The sequence below is a fragment of the Catellatospora sp. TT07R-123 genome (genome assembly GCF_018327705.1).
In the GTDB taxonomy this organism is placed as follows: domain Bacteria; phylum Actinomycetota; class Actinomycetes; order Mycobacteriales; family Micromonosporaceae; genus Catellatospora.
Genome location: NZ_BNEM01000001.1, coordinates 872,196 through 891,502 on the forward strand (window position 1 = coordinate 872,196; position 19,307 = coordinate 891,502).

Annotated in this window: 17 protein-coding genes; 8 read left to right on the plus strand and 9 right to left on the minus strand. The window is 71.2% G+C overall.

All coding sequences use genetic code 11. The features are described from left to right. Positions 1 to 55: 55 nt before the first annotated feature. The 4 genes from Cs7R123_RS03695 to Cs7R123_RS03710 are packed head-to-tail and all read left to right on the plus strand — an operon-like array spanning position 56 to position 4,832. Positions 56 to 349, plus strand: a complete 294-nt coding sequence (locus Cs7R123_RS03695) for an acyl carrier protein (RefSeq protein ID WP_212823406.1) — start codon at positions 56 to 58, stop codon at positions 347 to 349. Further along, positions 349 to 2,478, plus strand: a complete 2,130-nt coding sequence (locus tag Cs7R123_RS03700; RefSeq protein WP_212823407.1) for an amino acid adenylation domain-containing protein — start codon at positions 349 to 351, stop codon at positions 2,476 to 2,478. Before Cs7R123_RS03695 ends, Cs7R123_RS03700 begins: the two co-directional genes overlap by 1 nt. Continuing rightward, positions 2,471 to 3,661 carry an FAD-dependent monooxygenase gene (locus Cs7R123_RS03705; protein ID WP_212823408.1) on the plus strand — a complete coding sequence of 397 codons (1,191 nt, stop codon included), beginning with the start codon at positions 2,471 to 2,473 and terminating at the stop codon, positions 3,659 to 3,661. The genes Cs7R123_RS03700 and Cs7R123_RS03705 overlap by 8 nt, the downstream gene beginning before the upstream one ends. A 22-nt stretch (positions 3,662 to 3,683) precedes the next feature. Beyond that, positions 3,684 to 4,832: an acyl-CoA dehydrogenase family protein gene (locus tag Cs7R123_RS03710; protein WP_212823410.1), complete on the plus strand. Its 1,149-nt coding sequence runs from the start codon at positions 3,684 to 3,686 to the stop codon at positions 4,830 to 4,832. A 14-nt stretch (positions 4,833 to 4,846) separates the two neighbouring features. On the opposite strand, the gene Cs7R123_RS03715 is transcribed toward Cs7R123_RS03710, so the two are convergent. Further along, positions 4,847 to 5,707: a LysR family transcriptional regulator gene (locus Cs7R123_RS03715; protein ID WP_212828807.1), complete on the minus strand. Its 861-nt coding sequence runs from the start codon at positions 5,705 to 5,707 to the stop codon at positions 4,847 to 4,849. A gap of 102 nt (positions 5,708 to 5,809) precedes the next feature. On the opposite strand from Cs7R123_RS03715, the gene Cs7R123_RS03720 reads away from it, so the two are divergent. Then, on the plus strand, positions 5,810 to 6,547 hold the full coding sequence (locus Cs7R123_RS03720) for an SDR family oxidoreductase (protein WP_212823412.1): 738 nt from the start codon (positions 5,810 to 5,812) through the stop codon (positions 6,545 to 6,547). Positions 6,548 to 6,647: 100 nt separating this feature from the next. Here Cs7R123_RS03720 and Cs7R123_RS03725 read toward each other — a convergent pair whose 3' ends face one another. Further along, positions 6,648 to 8,996, minus strand: coding sequence for an FtsX-like permease family protein (locus Cs7R123_RS03725; protein WP_212823414.1), 2,349 nt, complete (start codon positions 8,994 to 8,996; stop codon positions 6,648 to 6,650). After that, positions 8,996 to 9,679, minus strand: a complete 684-nt coding sequence (locus tag Cs7R123_RS03730; RefSeq protein ID WP_212823416.1) for an ABC transporter ATP-binding protein — start codon at positions 9,677 to 9,679, stop codon at positions 8,996 to 8,998. Before Cs7R123_RS03730 ends, Cs7R123_RS03725 begins: the two co-directional genes overlap by 1 nt. A gap of 225 nt (positions 9,680 to 9,904) precedes the next feature. Here Cs7R123_RS03730 and Cs7R123_RS03735 point away from each other — a divergent pair, with 225 nt between their 5' ends. The 3 genes from Cs7R123_RS03735 to Cs7R123_RS03745 all read left to right on the plus strand — a co-directional run bounded on the left by Cs7R123_RS03735 (position 9,905) and on the right by Cs7R123_RS03745 (position 12,039). Next, positions 9,905 to 10,702 carry a sensor histidine kinase gene (locus Cs7R123_RS03735; RefSeq protein WP_374706977.1) on the plus strand — a complete coding sequence of 266 codons (798 nt, stop codon included), beginning with the start codon at positions 9,905 to 9,907 and terminating at the stop codon, positions 10,700 to 10,702. Further along, positions 10,699 to 11,376 carry a response regulator transcription factor gene (locus Cs7R123_RS03740; RefSeq protein WP_280517276.1) on the plus strand — a complete coding sequence of 226 codons (678 nt, stop codon included), beginning with the start codon at positions 10,699 to 10,701 and terminating at the stop codon, positions 11,374 to 11,376. Before Cs7R123_RS03735 ends, Cs7R123_RS03740 begins: the two co-directional genes overlap by 4 nt. A gap of 192 nt (positions 11,377 to 11,568) precedes the next feature. Next, complete coding sequence (locus tag Cs7R123_RS03745; protein WP_212823418.1) at positions 11,569 to 12,039, plus strand: hypothetical protein; 471 nt, start codon at positions 11,569 to 11,571, stop codon at positions 12,037 to 12,039. 142 nt (positions 12,040 to 12,181) lie between these two features. Here Cs7R123_RS03745 and Cs7R123_RS03750 read toward each other — a convergent pair whose 3' ends face one another. From Cs7R123_RS03750 to Cs7R123_RS03775, 6 genes are all read right to left on the minus strand, one after another. Further along, positions 12,182 to 13,396, minus strand: coding sequence for a hypothetical protein (locus Cs7R123_RS03750; protein WP_212823420.1), 1,215 nt, complete (start codon positions 13,394 to 13,396; stop codon positions 12,182 to 12,184). Between the two features lie 45 nt (positions 13,397 to 13,441). Next, a complete protein-coding gene (locus tag Cs7R123_RS03755; protein WP_212823421.1) occupies positions 13,442 to 14,161 on the minus strand; it encodes a hypothetical protein in 720 nt (239 codons plus the stop codon). Between the two features lie 153 nt (positions 14,162 to 14,314). Further along, a complete protein-coding gene (locus tag Cs7R123_RS03760; protein WP_212823422.1) occupies positions 14,315 to 15,043 on the minus strand; it encodes an NPCBM/NEW2 domain-containing protein in 729 nt (242 codons plus the stop codon). Positions 15,044 to 15,317: 274 nt separating this feature from the next. Then, positions 15,318 to 17,756, minus strand: a complete 2,439-nt coding sequence (locus Cs7R123_RS03765) for a peptidoglycan-binding protein (RefSeq protein WP_212823423.1) — start codon at positions 17,754 to 17,756, stop codon at positions 15,318 to 15,320. Beyond that, positions 17,749 to 18,675, minus strand: coding sequence for a hypothetical protein (locus Cs7R123_RS03770; RefSeq protein WP_212823424.1), 927 nt, complete (start codon positions 18,673 to 18,675; stop codon positions 17,749 to 17,751). The genes Cs7R123_RS03765 and Cs7R123_RS03770 overlap by 8 nt, the downstream gene beginning before the upstream one ends. Continuing rightward, complete coding sequence (locus tag Cs7R123_RS03775; RefSeq protein WP_212823425.1) at positions 18,672 to 19,295, minus strand: hypothetical protein; 624 nt, start codon at positions 19,293 to 19,295, stop codon at positions 18,672 to 18,674. Before Cs7R123_RS03775 ends, Cs7R123_RS03770 begins: the two co-directional genes overlap by 4 nt. Positions 19,296 to 19,307: the final 12 nt, after the last annotated feature.

Here is a 19,307-nt window from a genome sequence, read left to right on the forward strand (position 1 = left end):
GGTAAACAAAGAAAGCCCTCGCAGTGAACGACAACCGATTGGGCATGTGCAGATCATGGCAGAAGTGACAAGCTCTCATGATGCCGACGTGCGGAATGAGGATCAATCTCCTCTCATCAGTCTCGTCCGTTCGGCTTGGCAACAGACTCTCGGCTACGACACTCCCGACATCGACGCGAGCTTCTTTGACGAAGGCGGCGACTCGTTCGTACTCATCGTTCTCATCGGCAAGATTGAGAAAGCCTCCGGAATCACGATCAGGGCCGTCGACGTCCTTCGCGCCCCCACGATACGAAAGCAGGCCGCTCTACTCAGCCGGCTGACGGACAAGGACCGCGTGGCGGACTGATGGAATCCCGATGGCCACCCGATGGCGACACGCACGTCAGCCGATGCCCCATCGAGCCGTCCGCCGCGATCGTGACGTCGGTGCAGCGGCAGTCGCAGGCGCTGAACGTGTCACCGTCGTCCATCCTCGTGGGCGCGTTCGGCCTCACGCTGTCCAGACTGACCGGGGTGAGCACGGTACTGGTCGACGTCGGCCATCCCGACCCCGTCCCGGTCCGCATCGACGTCGACGACGACCTGACGCCGGAGGCGTTCACCCGTGGCGTGCATGAATCGCTGACCAGGAACTTGGGCCGGGAGGAGTCTCCCGCCGGCGAAGCCGTCACGCCGCTGGACGTCAGGCACTCCGGCGAACGCCGTCCGCTCGCCATGCGGCTGGACGGCGCCGGTCACTCATGCGCCGGCTACGTCGACTACGCGGCGGACGTGTGGGAGGGCGGCGAGGCGGAGAGATTCGTCCTGGACTTCCTGGCCGCCGTGGAACAGCTCACCGAGGCCACGGCGGCGGGGAGTGTCGGCGCGACCTTGGCGGATGTCCGATGCATCTCCGACCAGTCCCGGAAGATCCTCGAAGCGATCAACGACACCGGTCGCGTCTTCCCCGCGTCGTCCGTGGACGCGCTCTTCCGCGAGGCGGTCGACCGCTGGCCCACCGCGTCGGCCGTGCGCGACGCGGAGTCGGCGCTGACGTATGCCGAGTTGGCCGTCGCCGCCGCCGAACAGGCCCGCCTGCTGCGTGCGGCCGGTGTCGGACCAGGCGACACGGTGCTGATCGGTGTTGCCCGGTCGGTGGCGGAGGTGGTGGCCGTGCTGGGCACGCTCTGGGCGGGCGCCGCCTACTGCGGAGTCGATCTGGCCCAACCCGCGTCGCACACCGCGAGGGTGCTGGCGAAGGCATCACCCGCCGCCGCGATCGTGACCGACGACGCGGCCGGCCGTCTCGCGCCGTTCGGCGTGGCGTTGGTCGGCGCATGGCAGCCGGGCTGGGAGGGCGGCGGACAGATCGCACCCCCGGTCCAGCCCGACCCGGACCGACTGGCGTATCTCGCCTTCACCTCGGGCTCGACCGGGGAGCCGAAAGGTGTGGCGATACCGCACCGTGCTGTGATCCGGTTCGTCCACGACAGCCCGTATCTGGGGCTGGGCCCCGGTGAGCGCTGCCTTCGGCTGGCGCCACTGGCCTTCGACGCTTCCACGCTGGAGATATGGGCCACCCTGCTGACGGGTGCGACCTTGGAGATCTGCCCGCCGGAGGTGCTGTTCCCGAGCGAGATCGGCGCCTTTCTCGCGGAGCGCCGGATCACCGTCGCGTGGCTCACCGCAGGTCTCTTCGGGCTCGTCCAGGAACACGCCGGAGAGTCACTGGCGAGCCTGCGGCACCTCTTGATCGGTGGCGACGTGGTGCCCCACGAGCACGTCAAGAGCGCGCTGACGAAGAACCCGGGTCTGGTCATCACGAACGGCTACGGCCCGACCGAGAACACGGTCTTCACGACGTACCACTCGGTTCATGATCCCGAGAGTATCGACGGGCCGATTCCCATCGGCGCACCCGTCCCGGGAACCCGGATCTACGTGCTGGACAGACGCGGCAGGCTGCTGATGCCCGGGGCCGTCGGGGAACTGTATGCCGCCGGCGACGGCCTGGCCGCCGGATACATCAACGACAAGGCCGAGACGGACCGGGCGTTCGGCTTCTTCTCGCCGGACGTGCCGGAACGGCTGTACCGCACCGGCGACCTGGTCCGTATCGACGCAGCCGGCCGACTCGAGTTCCTGGGACGGGCGGACGACCAGGTCAAGATCCGCGGCTTCCGGATCGAGCTGCACGCGATCAGAGAGTCGCTGCGCGCCCAGGAAGGAGTCGACGAGGCGTTCGTGACCGTCACGGACGGCGACAGCCTCGACAAGAGGCTCGTCGCCGCGGTCCGGCTGACGCCGGGTTCGGCGATCACGCCCGCCGACCTGCGAGACCGGCTGCGGGACGAGCTGCCGTCGTACATGGTCCCCGGACTCTGGACGGTCGTGGACCAGCTGCCGATCACGAGCACCGGGAAGGTCGACCGACGCCGGCTCGCGGCCGACGCCAGACCAGCCAGCTCGTTCGCGGTCAGGAATCGGCATGTATGACGCCGTCGTGGTGGGGGCGCGCTGCGCCGGTGCTCCCACCGCTCTGCTGCTGGCGCGCGCAGGCTACCGGGTTCTCCTGCTCGACAGGTCGGCGTACGGCTCCGACACCCTCTCCACGCATCTGCTCCACCAGCCCGGGGTCGCGGCACTGGCCCGCTGGGGGGTGCTGGAGAACGTCCGGTCGTCGGGCTGCCCGCCGCTGGCACGCACCGTCTACGAGGTCGCCGACATCCGCATCGACGGATACGCCGGTGGCGTGGCGGGACAGCGGGCGAAGTTCGCCCCTCGGCGCCGGGTCCTGGACGCGCTGCTGGTGGACGCGGCGGTCGCGGCCGGCGCCGAATTCCGCGAGCGATGCCGGGTGACCGGCCTGCTGCGGGACGAGGCGGGCCGGGTCGTCGGCGTCGAGGGCAGGCACGGGGACCGGGCCTTCACCGAACGTGCGCGGCTGGTGGTCGGCGCGGACGGTATGCGCTCCACGGTCGCCACGTTGGCGGCGGCACCGTTCACCGTCCAGGACCCGCTCATGACCTGCGCGTACTACACGTACTGGTCCGATGTGCCCGCCGATGCCGTGGAACTGTACGAGCGGCCCGGCGGCTGGGTGGCCGCCCTGCCCACCAACGACGAGGCGACGCTGGTGCTGGCATACTCCCCGCAGTCCCGTTTCGGCCAGATCCGAGCCGACCCGGGCCGCGCCTACGACGAGCAGATACGCGTCACGGCGCCCGCACTGTACGAGCGGCTGCGCAGCGGCAAGCCCGTCGAGCGCCTCCACGGCAGCGGTGACCAGCAGAACTTCTTCCGGCAGGCGACCGGACCCGGCTGGGTGCTCGTCGGTGATGCCGGCCATCACAAGGACTCCATCACCGCACGCGGCATCAGTGACGCGTTTCAGCAGGTGGAAAGCCTGGTGGCGGAGATTGGAAGCGTGCTGGGCGCCGATCCCGCGGCGCTCGACGCCGCCCTGGCCCGATTCGGCGAGCACCGGGACGCGACGATGACCCCCGGCTATCAGGCCACGCTCGGCGTAGCCCGGCTCGCCCCTCTCCACGAGCAGCGGCTCGCCCTCCTGCGGATCGTGCGGTCCGATCCGGAACTCACCGCGACCTACCTCGACATGGTGGCCGGAATCGTGTCAGCAGACGCCCTCTACACGCCCAAGCTGCTCGCCCGCCTCTGATCACAAGTATTCGGAGTGGAAGATGGTTGCCTTCACCGCCGAGCACAACATGCTTCGCACGCTGGTCCGGAACTTCGCCGAGAAGGAGATCGGGCCGTACACCGACGAATGGGAGGCGAAAGGGAGCTTCCCCGCGCACGAGCTGTTCACCAAGATGGCCAAGCTCGGCCTGCTCGGCCTGGAGTACGACCCGGCGTACGGCGGCCAGGGCGCGGACCACCTGTACACGGTGATCCTGCACGAGGAGCTCGGCCGCGTCGGCCCCGCGGGGGTGGCCCTGGGCATCGGTGTCCAGACGGACATGGCGACCCCGTCGCTGCACCATTTCGGCAGCGAGGAACTCAAGCAGCGCTATCTGGTCCCGGCGCTCAACGGCGAGGCGGTCTGCTCGGTCGCGGTGACCGAACCCGACGCGGGTTCCGACGTGACGGCCCTGCGCACCCGGGCGGTGCGCGACGGCGACGACTGGGTGATCAACGGCTCGAAGCACTACATCACCAACGGCACCCAGGCGGACTGGATCTGCCTCCTGGCCCGCACGTCCGACGACCCCGGCTACGGCGGCCTGTCCCAGATCATCGTCCCGACGGACACACCCGGCTTCCAGGTCCAGCGCAAGCTCGACAAGCTCGGCATGCGCTCCTCCGACACCGCGGAGCTGACGTTCACCGACCTGAGAGTTCCGGTGAGCAACACGATCGGTGAGCCCGGCCTGGGCTTCTACCAGCAGATGAGCCAGTTCCAGAACGAGCGTCTCGCGCTGAGCTACGCCGCGGTCGGTGGCATGGAGACGGCTCTCACCAGGACCGCGGACTATCTGAAGGTCCGCCACGCCTTCGGCAAACCCTTGATCGACAACCAGCACCTCAGCTTCACCCTGGCCGAGCTGAGCGCGCGGTTGGACATGCTGCGGCAGTACAACTACGCGGCCGCGGAGGCGTACATGCGCGGCGAGGACGTGGACCGGTTCGCGACAGTCGGGAAACTGGAGGCCGGGCGCCTGGCGCGTGAGATCGCCGCGACGTGCCTTCAGTACCACGGAGCCGTCGGGTACATGGAGGAGATGTGGACCGCCCGCTTCTTCCGGGACAGCCCCGTGTGGTCGATCGGCGGCGGCGCCGACGAGATCATGCTGTACGTCCTGTCCCGCCTGGACGGCTACCACGCGTAGAACACGACGCCCGGTCAGGCCCCGAGCTGTACGGCGGTCCTGACCAGGCTGGCCAGGGCCGGTGAGCGGCTGTGGGCGGGCCAGGCGATGTGCGTGACGACGGGCGGCGCGTCGGTCAGCGGTACGGCGGCGTGCTCGGACCACAGCCAGGCACGCGCGGACTCCGGCACCATCCCGACGGTGCGGCCCAGGGCGACCAGCTGGGCCAGCTGCGTCTGGTCCTGGATCTCGGGGCCGGGGCCGGGCGGGTAGACGCCGTGCCTGGGCCAGCGCGCCGGTGGCAGGCCCGGGAGGTCGCTGATGTCGGCCATGGACAGGGTTTCGCGCGCGGCGAGGGGATGTCCGGCGGGCAGGACGGCGAGCTGGCCCTCGGTCATGAGTTCCTCGCTGTCGAACCCGGCGAGGGAGTTGAACGGCACGTGCATGAGCGCGACGTCGGCGCTGCCGTCGCGCAGCCGTGCCTCCTGGTCGCACATGCGGCACTGCAGGACCTCGACCTCGGCGGCGCCGGGCTGGGCCGCGTAGGCGTCGAGGAGCCTCTGGAGCAGTTCGTGGACCGCGGCGGTCTTCACCGCCAGCACCAGACGGTGGCGCGTACCGCCCGGGTTGCCGGCTCCGCCGGCGCGGCGGGTGCGGCGGGCGGCTGCGGTGGCCGCGTCGAGTGTCGCGCGGCCCTCGGACAGCAGCACCTGCCCGGCCTCGGTCAGCGCGACGCCACGGCGGTTGCGTTCCAGCAGGCACACGCCGAGGCGCCGTTCGAGCTGCTGTATCGCCCGCGACAGCGGCGGCTGGGCCATGCCGAGGCGTTCGGCGGCCCGGCCGAAATGCAGCTCCTCGGCGACGGCCAGGAAATACCTCAGCTCGCGGGTCTCCAGCGCGTCCACCGCCACAGCGTACGGCAGTCATACCCACCGGGTATGACAGCGAACTCGATCGGTGTTGGCCGGCACGTCCACCTGGGAGCGAGCCTGGACGGCATGAACGAAACGAAGATCGCACTTGTCACCGGCGCGAACCAGGGAATCGGCTACGCGATCGCCACCGGGCTCAGCGCCCTCGGGTACCGCGTGGCCGTCGGAGCGCGGGACGCGGGACGGCGCGAGACCGCCGTCGAGAAGCTGCGCGCCGCGGGGGCCGACGCGTTCGGCGTGCCGCTGGACGTCACCGCCGACCGCAGCGTCGCCGACGCCGCGCAGCTGATCGAGCGGGAGGCCGGCCGGCTGGACGTGCTCGTCAACAACGCGGGCATCTCCGGGCAGCTGGGTGCGGACTGGGCGCAGGACCCGACCACGCTCGACCTCGACCTGGTCCGCACGGTCGTGGAGACGAACGTCATCGGCGTGATCCGGGTGACGAACGCGATGCTCCCGCTGCTGCGGCGCTCGTCGGCGCCGCGCATCGTCAACCTCTCCAGCAGCGTCGGCTCCGTGACGATGCAAGCCGACCCGGACATCGAGATCGGTCCGGTCATGGCCGCCTACGCCCCGTCGAAGTCGTTTCTCAACGCCGTGACCGTCCAGTACGCCCGGCGGCTCGCCGATACGAACATCCTGATCAACGCCACCTGTCCGGGCCTGGTCGCGACCGCCTTCACCGGCTTCCACGGCTCGCGCACCCCCGAGCAGGGCGCGGCCACCGCGATCCGGCTCGCCACGCTGCCCGACGACGGCCCGTCCGGCGGGTTCTTCGACGACGAAGGCGTCGTCCCCTGGTAAGGGATGGTCCGGATTCTCGCCGGAGACCGGCCCGGCGGCCGCTCGCGCGCGGGTGTCCCCTGCGCGCGAGCGGCCGCCGACGGTCCTGGCAGCGGGAGCCCTATTCCGTGTGCAGGGCCGCGGCGGTGCTGACCCGGGCCGCCTGCCGGGCCGGGATCAGCGCCCCGAGCACCGCGATCACCACGCCGGCCAGGAGCAGCACGACGAGCGACGGCACGGCGTACACGTCGATGATGCTCTGCGGCAGCCCGGAGCCCTCGGACTCCCCGATGAGCCGGATGACCCACCGCTGGGCGGCGATGCCCCCGGGCAGGCCGAGCACGCCGCCGACCAGTCCGAGCACCGCCATCGAGGTGACCGCCATGACCACGACCTGTCCCGGCGTCATCCCGACCGCCTTGACGACGCCCAGGTCCCGGCGGCGTTCGCGGGTGTTGAGCACCACCGTGTGGGCCACGCCGAGACCGGCGACGAGCACCAGCAGAACGGTGAGCGTGCCGATGACGATCCGCAACGGCAGCATGTCGAGCTGGGACTCCGGATGGACCGAGACGAGTCCGGCGGTCCCGCCGTCGGCGACGCTGTCGATGTAATGGTCCGCGGTCACCCCCGCCAGGAGGCCCACCAGGAAGCGGCTGGGCGGGCCGGCGGCGTCCGGGAAGGACACCGAGGTCGAGTCGACGAAGACCTCGTCATGCGTGCCGAAGGCCTCGCCGACGATCCGCGCCTGCACCGGCTTGTCCTCAAGGTAGAACGTCAGGGTGTCCCCCACTGACAGGCCGGCCCGCCGCAGCAGCTCAGGGCCGACGACCGCCTCGCCCGCGCCGGAGAACCAGCGCCCGGCCAGCAGCTGGTAGCCCAGGCCGGCCGAGTCGCCGCTGAAGGCGGACAGGCCGGTGGCCTGCGTCAACCCGGAGACCGCCACCTCCGTCTGCTTGAGCTGGACCACCCGCAGGGTGCCCGGCAGCGACCTCAGGAACGCGATCGCCTCGGCGTCGGTCAGGTGGGTGCCCTGCGGCTGAGCGCGTCCGTCACCGTCGAACTGGATCGGCCCGGCCTGCCCGCCTCCCGGCGGATTCATGACCTCCACCTGCACCTGGCCTTCGAGGCCTATCGCGGCGTTCCAGCGCTGGGCCGAGGTGAGCAGCCCGGTCGCGAAGACGACGGTCGCGCTGCCGAGCACGATCGCGACCAGGGTCAGCAGCGTACGGGCCGGGCGCACGACCGGCAGCGCGAGCCCGAGGCTGACCGCCCGCGGCAGCCGCGACCGCGACAGCAGCCGCTGGAGGCCGCGGCCCCGGCCGGTCTGCGGTGCGCCGGCGGCGAGCGCGGCCGTGGCCGACTGCCGGCCCGCCCGCAACGCCGGCACCAGCGCGGTCAGCGCCACCAGCAGCGGGATCGCGACGCCCACCAGGCCGGTGAGCCATGCCTCCGGGCTGGTGTCCACGCCGAGCACGTAATCCGTGCTGAACTGGTCGAGCAGCCAGGACGCGCCGAGGTTGCCCAGGACCGCGCCGACCGCGCAGCCGGCCAGCGCCGGTCCGGTCATCATCAGCAGGTAGACGGCGGTGACCTGGCCGGGGCTGAAGCCGACCGCCTTGAGCACGCCGATGCTGCGGGAGCCCGCGATGACCGCGCCGCTCACGACGTTGGCGATGACCAGGATGGCGACGATCAGCGACAGCCCCGCGAAGACGGTGAGGAACGCGCTGATGGTCTTGGTGTGCTTCCCGGCCTCCTCCCGGATGGTGAGGTACGAGACCGTGCCGGTCACGGCGCCGGCGGGCAGCCCGGCGGTGACCGCCGCCAGGCGCGCCGTCACCTGCGCGGCCGTCTGCGCCGAGGCGGGCGCGAACCGGTAGAGCATCTGGCTGCCCGTGGCACCGACCTGGCGTACGGCGTCCGGCAGCATCCAGGCGTCCGCGGTGCGGGTCACCGAGTAGGCGGTCCCGACGACGGTCACCGTCCCGGCTCCGCGCAGCGTGAGGCTGTCGCCGACGGCGCCGTCGGGGCCGAACCGGGCGTGCACGGCGAGCACGATCTCGCCGGGTCCGGTCGGCCACCGCCCGCGGGTCAGCCTCAGTTCGTCCACCTCGCCGCCGGGTTCGGCGCGGCCGGCGATCCGCAGCGGCGTGCTGGCCGTCCGACCGTCCGACCGGCCCAGCGACGTGACCACCACCGGGAAGGGCCCGGCGCTCGCGACGACGCCGTCCGCGTGCGCCGTGGCCGCGACCTGGCTCTCGGTGGCTTTCGCGCCGTCGTACAGCGCCGTGGCGTGCGCACCGTTCAGCTGCGCGAAGGTCCGGTCGAACGGCCCGGAGACCGCCGCCAGCAGGGCCAGCCCGACCAGCATCGTGGCCGTGCAGAGCGTGACGATGACGCCGATCAGCGCCGTCTGGGTGCGCCTGCGGCGTACGGCGGCGCGCGCGACGATCCAGGTCGCCCGCATCACACCGCCTCCATCTCGGCGACACGGCCGTCGGCGAAGTGGATGACCCGGCTGGCGCAGCGCTCGGCGAGCCGCTGGTCGTGCGTGACGATCAGCAGGGTCTGCCCGATCTGGTTGAGGTCCAGCAGCAGGTCCATGACCTGCTCGCCGGAGCGGCTGTCCAGCGCCCCGGTCGGCTCGTCCGCGAGCAGCAGCGCCGGCCGGTTCATCAGGGCGCGGGCGACGCCGACGCGCTGGCGCTCACCGCCGGACAGCTGCTGCGGGTAGGCGTCCTTGCGCCCGGCGATGCCCAGCTCGTCGAGCAGGGCCAGGGCGCGTGTACGTGCCTGCTTGTGGGGGGTGCCGATCAGCCGGGCCGACAGCATCACGTTGTCCAGGACCGGCAGGTCGTCCAGGAGGTGGAAGAACTGGAAGACCATGCCGATGCGGCGCCGCCGGTAACGGGCCAGCGCGCCCTCGCCCAGCGCGGTCAGCTCCTCGCCGTGCACGGTCACCGTGCCCGAGGTCGGCCGGTCCAGCCCCGCCACGATGTTGAGCAGGGTCGACTTGCCGCTGCCCGAGGGGCCCATCACCGCGACCGACTCGCCCGGCGCGATCTCCAGGTCGACCCCGTCCAGCCCCACGATCTCGCCGTACCGCTTGTGCACGGCGTGCAGCCGTACCAGTGCCTCTGTCTGCGTCATGGCGGCGACGTTAGGCATCGGGCGAGTCTGCTGTCGTCGGGCTGCGGATGCAACCCGGACAGCGGGTCATCCCGGGGATGTACCCGGCTGATCTGGCAGGCGGATGCGGCGCACCGGCGGCCTTGCCACAATGGGCCGGTGATCCTCGCCGGCCCCCTGCCCTCCCGCGTCGTCGCGGGGGTGCTGCCGGTCGCCGCGGCGGCGGCCGGGTGGGCCTGCCGCGACCTGCGCGTCGCGCTGCCCGGCTGGGTCGCCGCGCCGCTCACGCTGGGCGTCCTCGCCGTCATCGGGTATGGCTGGAGCACCCGCCGCCGCTACGCCCGCTCCCTGCGCGACCGCGCGAAGCTGCTGGACGAGGCGGGTGCGGCCGCCGTCGCCGCGGCGGTCGACGCCGAACGCGACCGGATCGCCCGCGAGCTGCACGACATCGTCAGCCACAACGTCAGCCTCATGGTCATCCAGGCGGGGGCGGCCCGGCAGGTCGCCGTCGGCGCCCCGCAGGACGCGATCGACGCCCTGCTCGCGGTGGAGTCCAGCGGCCGGGAGGCGATGACCGAACTGCGGGCGCTGCTGGGCCTGCTGACGCCGGACGGCTCCGGCGAGGACGACCTGCTCCCGCAGCCCGGGATGAGCCGCCTCGATGAGCTCGTCGACCGGGTCGCCTTCGCCGGCCTGCCGGTGGAGCTGACCGTCGAGGGGCAGCCGAGGCCGCTGCCGCCCGGGCTGGACCTCACGGCGTACCGGGTGATCCAGGAGGCGCTGACCAACGCCCTCAAGCACGCGCCGGGCGCGCATGCCAAGGTCAACGTCCGGTACACCGACCGCTGGCTGCGGATCGAGGCGCTCAACTCGGGCCCGAGCGTGCTGACCGGCCAGGCGCCCGCCGCGCCGCCGGTTTCGGCGCCGTCCGACGGCCGCGGCCTGCTCGGCCTGCGGGAACGCGTCGCGGTCTTCGGCGGCCAGCTCGACGCGCGCCGCCGGCTCGGCGGCGGCTTCCGCGTACGCGTGCGGATCCCGCTGTGACCCGCGTCCTGCTCGTCGACGACCAGGCCCTGGTCCGCAGCGGCTTCACCATGATCCTCAGGTCGGCGGGCCTCGACGTGGTCGGGGAGGCGGCCGACGGCCTGGAGGCCGTCAAGCTGGCGCGGGCCCTGCGCCCGGACGTGATCCTGATGGACATCCGGATGCCCGCGCTGGACGGCCTGGAGGCGACCCGCCGGATCCTGGCCGAGTCCCCGCAGCCCCGGGTGATCATGCTGACCACGTTCGACCTCGACCGGTACGTGTACGCCGCGCTGGCCGCCGGGGCGAGCGGGTTCCTGCTCAAGGACGTCACGCCCGAGCACCTGGTCAACGCGGTACGCCTGGTGAGCACCGGCGACGCCCTGCTCTCGCCGTCGATCACCCGCCGGCTCGTGCAGCGCTTCGCCCAGCCGGGCGGCGACCAGCCGCAGGTGCCCGCCGACCTGTCCACGCTGACCCCGCGCGAGTTGGAGGTGCTCCGGCTGGTCGGGCGGGGTCTGTCCAACAGCGAGATCGCCGCCAGCCTCACCCTCAGCGAGGCGACCGTGAAGACCCATGTCGCCCGCATCTTCGCCAAGCTCGACCTGCGCGACCGCGCCCAGGCGGTGGTCGTCGCGTACGAGACCGGCCTGATCACCCCGACCTCTCCCGACCTGCCGGAGGGCACGTACTGACGAGTCGGCCCCGGATTGCCTATTGCGCATCGCCGAGAACATCGCCATAATCGATGTAGTTAATCCGGGTGCGAGCCGGGCGGTGGTGGGAGCAGCTGTCAAAGCGCCCCACCACCGCGTCACCGGGCGATACGGACCGCTTTCCCATCAACCATTGCGCATGCGGCTGCGGTGGCGGCAGGCTGATCCGTCGTGGACGCATCAATCGCGAGCGCGATCGCCGTGGTGGGGACCCTCCTCGGGTCGGTGATCACCTACCTGTTCCAGAGCCGCGGTACGAGACGGGCCGAGCAGTACGCCCGCTCCGAGACCCTCCGCCGGGAGCGGCTGGCTGCGTACAGCGCCTTCGCCGGGGCGTTGACCGACCTGCGGCGAGGCGTGGTGACGCTGTGGTTCCGGCAGCAGCGGGCGCCCCACGGCGACGACGCGGTCCGGGAGGCCTCGCTGGACGCCGACCGGCTCGGGGCGGTCGCCGAGCATGCGCGGTTCAGGCTCCAGCTGCTCGCGGCGGACTCGCGGCTGGTCGGCCTCGCCGACGCGGCCTTCTCGTCGGCCGGTGCGATCCGCCAGGCGGTGGACCGGAAGGAACTGGCCGAGCGAGAGGGCCACTTCCACGACGCGGTGACGGCGTTCATCACCGCGGCGAGCATCGAGGCCCGATAGAGCGACATGGGCGTTCCGTCTGACGACCCGGCACTGTGGGCGTTCCTGGAGTCACTGCGTCGCGGCGAGCTCCTTTCCGGCACCGTCGCCGCGATCGAACGACGCACGCTGACCCTCTCCCGACGGCAAGGCCCCTGACGGGTCAGGTGCGTGCCGACCGCACCGCACCGTTGACGTATGCCCGCAGTCGGTCGCGGTTGCCGGACAGCCCGTAGTCGGACATCATCAGGCTGAAGTTCCCGAACCGGTGCTGGCCGAGCATCCAGGCTCGCGGTGAGCGGGCCAGCACCGCCAGCAGCCGACGCTGGTCTTCGGTCAGGTGCGCGTAGGCAAGGCCTGCGGGCACGGGAGGCTCCGGGAACGCCACCCGCAGCGCGGACGCGACCATGGTCAGCGCGTCGTTGCCGCTCACGGTCGGGATGCCGCGCAGCCACGCGGCGAAGACCCTGTCGGCGTGGCGGCCGTCCAATCGCTCCAGCACGAGGCCCGCCAGCCCGGCCAGGTTCCCGTCGAGGAACGGGACTTGGTCGCGGGGCGCGCCCGATGCCCAGCCGAGCAGTTCGGTGACGGCGGCGTCCGGCGTCTGCTCGCCGTCGACCAGGGCGGTGGCGACGGCGGCTGCCCAGCGGGTCACCCGGTCAGGCGCGGCCAGCAGGTCCTCCGCTGGGCGATGGCCGAGCAGGCTGGCCGCGACGAGGGCCGTGGCCGTCACCCGCACCTGCTCGGGGGATTCCTGCGCGCCGGCCGCCGCAGCCAGCAGCGCCGGCCCGCTGTCGGCAGCGTCCTCAGGGAACCAGGCCAGCGTGTAGGCGGCCCGGATGCGCAGGGCCGGATCGGGATCGTGCAGCAGTCCGCGCAGCAGCGGCACTCCCGCGCGGACCGCGTCGTAGACGGCGAGCTCGATGTGCCGGTGGTAGCGGGTCTGGTCCTCGTCGGACAGGGCCTCGACATACCGGTATGAGCTCTCGTCGTCGTACCCGGGGTCGTTCGGTTTCGGCGCTGCGGCGCGCACCGCTTCACCGCCTCGGGCCTGCTCGCGCATGAGCGCGACCGGGAAGGTGTCCGGCAGCCAGGCCTCGTCGCCGCCGACGGCCATGACCGCCAGCATCTCCACCAGCACGGGCCGGTCCGGAACGGACTCGTCGGCGAGCAGTTCCAGCAGGAACGGCGCCGCGTAGGCGGTCGCTTCGTAGCGCGAGCCCTGGTGGACGATGCTGGCATAGAGCTCTTGGTATGCGCCGATGCGTATCTCGTCGTCGGGGCTGGCGAGGTTGCGGATCTGGTCGGGGACGTCGTCAGCGGGACCGTAGGCGTGCGTCAGCAGCGACCAGTCGATGTCGTCGAGGCGTTCCAGCACCACGGCATCCTCACACCCGCCTACGACAGCCCCGTTCACCGTGACTTACGGCTCTGTGGGTTCCGGTGGCTCTGTGGGTTCCGGTGGCCCTGTGGGTTCCGGCGTCGGGAACAGAACATGCCCGCGGGGCAGGGTGCGTGCCCAGAGGTCGTCGAGCACCTGGCCTTGGTCGTGCGATACGACGTCCGCCTCCGGCTCGACCAGGGGTGTCACGCTCCACAGACACTTGCTGAGCAGGTCGGTGCCGTCCCACGACCGCACGAGCACCACTCCCGCGTAAACCGCGCGGTAGCCTTCGGTGAAGAACGGAACCATTCCGACGGTCGGCGGCTCCTTGCCCTGCGCCGGGGCATCGACGAAGAGCATGCGATCGCCTCGGACGACCATTTCGATGCGGTAGTCGAGTGCTCCGGCATGATGGTCGGTCGTCAGTCCCGCCACGGCCAGGCCTGGTGACACGGCGCGGGTGAAGTCATAGACGGAGTGCGCCCAGAGGTACTTCTCGCCCTTCTGCGTGATCCAGTAGCAGTGCCACACGCGCCGCAGCGGAGCCAGGTCGGCCTCAGCCGATCGCATACTGGCGCCCAAGGATCTGTTCAGCACGTCGTGGACAGCACTCAGCGCGTCACGGCCATCCCCCGCCGAGAAGAAGATGCTTATCGCCGCACCGACGACGCCGCCGCCCAACGCCGCCAGCGTCCCGGCGGTCATCACCGTTCCCGCCGACGACCCTGTCGACTGGATGTAGACGCCCAGCGCCGTCACGCCGGCACCGAGTATCCCGATGATCCATAACGGAGTCGAATTCAGTGAGCGCTTCCGCATTCGCCGCCGCCTCACGTACACGATCGATGGTTCCAGACATTATCGTGCCGTGCGGGGCGAATTTCCAGTGCCGTCGGAACGGTCCACTGACAGTCATGGGATCAGCGTCGGCTCCGCCCACACGCCGTCATAGGAGTTGTAGGGCGAGCAGGTTATCAGCCTGCCCGGGTCGATCCACTCCACGCTCAGCCTCAACCGGAGGACGCCCTTCACCGAAACGTCGATTCGGCTGATGTCGCCGAACTTCATTATCTTCTTGAACAGAGGTCGCTCGGTATTGCCCTCGACCGAGTACACCGCCATGATCCAGTTGACGTCGGTGCTGCTGTAGTCGTCGTACAGCCCCACTTTCGCCGTGAATCGGGAGTACCTCTTCCCGAGGTTGTAATCGACCCGCTGCTTGTTGCACTTGAACGGGTCCAGCCGGACGAGATCGAGGTAGGTGACTCCGCCGAGCGCGGCCGGCTGGGTGTCGGCGTGGCCGCGCACCGGATCGAGGCTGGCCAGAGAGATCGGGCCCGAGGGGATCGGCGACTCGGTCGGCGACTCTTCCACCGACGGCTGCGGCGTCGGAGACTCGGGCGGCTCCTCACTCGGGCTCGGCTCCTCGCTCACGGCGACGGTCTCGACCGGGGCGGGAGAGAAGGCGGTCGTACCGAATGCCGAAGGGGCGGTATTCACGACACCGCCGGGAACCAGGAACGGCATGCAAATCGCCACCGGAAGCGCGATGACCGCCGCGACTCCGCCGATGACCGCCCAGAGCCTCGCATGCCCTTCATCGTTCTTGACTGCCTCTATTATTTCGCGGGGAGAGCGCATCGCTCACCTTTCATGCAGTCCGCCGGCGCCTATGTGCGTGGAAGTCTCGCCCCACCGACGGTTGCCGTCCAGTCGTGTGTCATCTGGGCGACAGTGCTTTTGCCGCTTCAGCCCTATTGAATTGCGGCAAAGTTCAGCCGATGGCGACTTACGTCGATGCCGGACCCGGACCGTACGCGGCAGAGGCGACCTATATGGCCCTCTCCCTATCGCATTCGAGGCGCCCGCCGATGTGCGTGGCGGTCCGGGTCGCCCCGGACCGCCACGGCCGCCGTCAGCCCTGCGGATCGATGACGTAGTTCCAGAACCGGTCCAGATTCGGCCCGGACACCCCGACACCGAGCACACTCGGCCGGACGATCGGGACCGACGGGTCGTACCGCCGGACCCGCGCGCCCGGAGGCGGTGCCAGCCACAGGGCCTTCGCCGCGGTGATGTCGGCGACCGCGGCGGGGTCGACCCCGAGGTGGGTGCTCCACAGCCTGATCCGCAACTGCTCGGCGAACGACGGCAGCAGCGGCGGGGGGCCGGTGGGTCCGTTGTGGACGATGGTGGTCAGGATCTCCGAGTCGTGGGTCCAGGACCGGCGGTTGTAGTTGGGCGTGCCGACGAACGCCGCTTCGTCGTCGACCAGCAGGAGCTTGGAATGCACGTACGCGCCGGGGGTGGTGGGCGCGGGCGGGACGCCGAGCCCGTCGAAGAGCAGCAGCCGGTCGGCGACGTCGGACGGCAGGCTGCCGAGCAGGTCGGTGATGAACTCGTGCCGGCGGAACGGCGCGTCGGGCGTGTCCCCGACGATGTCGATCGGGGCCATCACGACCACGGCGTATTCGACCCGGCGCAGGGCGGCGCGCAGTGTGGCCCGCAGCGGTTCGGACCCGGTGAAGTACTGGCAGGTGAGGTAGGCGTAGCGGCGCGCGTTGACCAGTGCGTTCTCCAGGACGGTCCGGGCGGTCTGGACCGGGGCGGTGAACGGGAACCCCCGCCCGTAGGTGTGCGAGATCTGCACGGTGTGCGGGCCCGGCGGCGCCGTCGCCACGACCGGCGCGGCGCCGATGGGGGTGAGCCCGGCGGCGTCCGGGTGGCGCGACCACCGGTCCAGGAACGTCTGCAGCACGTCGGCAGCGGCGGGCCCTTCGATGCGGACGCTGACGTCGAACAGCGGCGAGCCGGGGGTGGTGGACCCGTTCTGGCCGAACGGGTGCAGCCGGTCGGCGTTGGGGTCGATGCCGCCGCACCAGGCGACCAGGCTGTCGCCGTGCCCGACGATCAGCACCTTCTGGTGGTGGCTGCCGAATGCCAGGTGCCTGCTGTCCACGATGGCGCGGGCGTTGGGCAGGCTGTTGACGGCGGCGGCGGCCTTCTGGTTGATGGTGGTGGCGAACTGGTGGAGCAGGAACAGTGGCCCCAGCACCAGGGCGGCCTTCAGCTTCTCGCGCGGCGGGGGCGGCCGCCAGAACATCGCGCAGACCTGTGCTCCGTCGCTGTCGGGGGTGCCCGCGCTGGCTTTGGTGAGCAGGGACCGCAGTGTGCTGTCCGGGGTGCCCGGGATCAGTTCCAGGTCGACGTCGCACCACCAGTTGAGCAGGTAGACGAAGTCGCGCGGGCCGCTGGCCTTCGCGATGTCCAGTGCCTGGGCACGCAGGGTGTCCGGGCCGCCGACGAACGCCGTCACCGTGTTGTCGGGGGTGGCGCTGCCCAGGTGGCGGGCGTTGTCGGGGGCCAGGATGAAGCGCAGCGGGCTGCCCGGCGGCGGCACCTCGCCCGGTGCCAGCGCGGTGACGGTCCCGGCGCTGTCGCGTAGCAGCTGCCCGCCGGTGAAGCCGAACACCGTGGCGCCGTCACCGGTCGGGTGCCCGCTGTCGACCGGCAGCCCGAACGGGTTGCCGGCGGCGAGCTGGCCGAGCCAGCCGTTGAAGATCTCGGGTTGCAGCAGCTGCGCGCCGGTCTCCGGATGGGCCACGATGACGGCCTGTTCGAAGGTCGCGAACCGGGCCTGGTCGACGGCGGCCACCGGGGTGGTGCCGGAGGTGGGCCAGCCGGGGTCGAACCCGCCGGCGGGTTGCAGCCAGCGGCCCCACAGCGCCAGGTCGAGGGTGTGCACGGCACCGCCGACCGCCGCCATCCCGCCGAACGTGAAGTCCTGCGCCAGGCGGTCGCCCTCGATACCGGTGTCGCCGGTCGGGTACTCCAGCGGGCTGTCCGGGCCGCCCTGCTCGAACCAGGCCGCCCCGATCGGGTCCAGCAGCACGCAGCACTCCTGCGCCGGGGTGACCACGATGAGGCCGCGTTCGAACGGCACGACGGCACCCAGCTCGTCGCCGGCCGGCTGCGGTGGGCCGGTCTGCGCTCCGATGTCGAGGCCCGTGCCGGCGATCTCGGCGATCTTGGCGTCGACGAGGTCCTGCACCGGGTCGCCGGCGGGGGCCGGCGCCGGGACGAACGCCGCGTCGAGCGCGGCCATCGTCAGCGGGCCGACCTTGCCGTCGTCCTGCAGCTGGTGGTCGCGCTGGAACTGCGCCACCGCCGCGGTGGTCTGCACGCCGTACAGGCCGGTGGCGCCGAACTCGATGACGTAGCCGAGGTCGAGCAGCGCCTGCTGTACGGTGCGCACGGAGTCGTTCTGCTCCGGGCTGGCCATCACGTGCCGGCCGTCGAGGCAGTCCTGCAGGATCGGGTCGCCGGTGAACCGGGCGGACTGGAACTCAGCCATTGCTGCTGCTCCCTGCGGTGTTGTCGGGTTGGTCCTGGGGCCATCGGCCGTATGACATCCGCAGCCCGTCGCCCTCGGCGAGCACGATGAGCCGGCCGCTGCCGGGGCGGAAACCGGTCGGCACGAGGAAGACCTGGCCGTTGAACCGGTCCATGAGCTTGAGCCCGGAGTACTGGTAGATGCCGTCGTCGAGCTGCTGCTCGCGCAGGCCGGGGCCGGACAGGTGCAGCGGTTTGTCGCTGGTGACGACGACGCTGACCCGGTTCGGCAGGTCGTCGACGAACTGCGCCGCGAGCTGCCAGCCGGACGCCTCGGCGTGGTTGGAGGTGGCGGTGAACAGGCACACGCCCAGCAGCAGCAGTACGCACAGCTGGGCGACGGTCGGCAGGGGCGGCGGCTGCTCGCCGCGGTCGCGGGCCCGCAGGCGCGCGCTGTAGAGCAGCAGCAGGATCCCGGCGCCGACGGCCAGCGGCCACAGCGTGTACGCGACCCCGAACAGCGGGCTGGTGACGGGCAGGCCGTCGGTGGCGGGCACGGCCAGGCACACCACCGCCGGCACGGCGATGGCGGCCAGCAGCACATACCTCGGTGCTCTGGAACGGCCCGCGCCGGCCGTCCGCGCCGTCAGCCAGCGGTCGAGCCAGAGGTAGAGCAGGCCCGCGGCGCCGACGACGGCGAGCAGGCTCAGCACCGGGCCGACGCTGCGCAGCGCGTAGTCCTGGGTGGACATGCCGAACAGCGCCTGGTCCAGGCCGAGTGCCTCGCTCTGCGACTCGGCGCGCTGCCAGCCGAAGTAGACCAGCAGCGCGGTGATGACGGTGACGTTGGCCAGCAGCAGCACCAGCTGCCGGGACAGTTCGGCGGCAGGGCCCGGCGGCGGGGTCTGCGGCGGGGTGTCTTCGGGTGCCGGCGCGGTCACTGGACCAGCTCCCGCGGGTCCGGGCCCTGGCCCTGCAGCGACAGGTAGGCTTCGACCTGCTGGGGGCGCTCGCCGCGCTCGCACTCGAAGTCGTCCTTCGGGCGCTCCATGATCGCGCTGGCGACCGCCCGGTAGGTCTCGCAGATGTGCCAGCTCAGGTTGTTGGTGGTCGCGACGTCCCAGCCGATGAGGTTCCAGTTGCCGTACAGCTGCGGCACGGCGTTCCACAGCTTGGCCGCCTGCTGCGGGTCGGCCGCCTTGTCGTCGTTGCCGCACAGTTCCACGGCCGCCTGGAACAGCAGCACCTCGCGCGGGTCCTCGAAGTCGCGCCAGGTGATGTTGCCCTCGGTCTGCGACATGAGTTTCTGGGCGGTCTTGCAGTGCCGGTCCGACAGCAGCTTGTAGACGGAGTTGGCGATGAGCTCGTTCGGGGACTTGTCGCCCCTGGGCAGCTTGAAGCCGAAGTCCGGTTTGACGGCCTCCGGCTTCGACCCCTGCGGGGCGCTGCCGACCGGCGGTGGGCAGGCGGCTCTGGTGCCGCATCCGGCCAGGGCCAGGACCGCGAAGGCGGCGACGGCGGCGGTGCGAACAGCGGTCTGCTTGGCGGGGTAGGGGAACATGGTGTGCCTCCT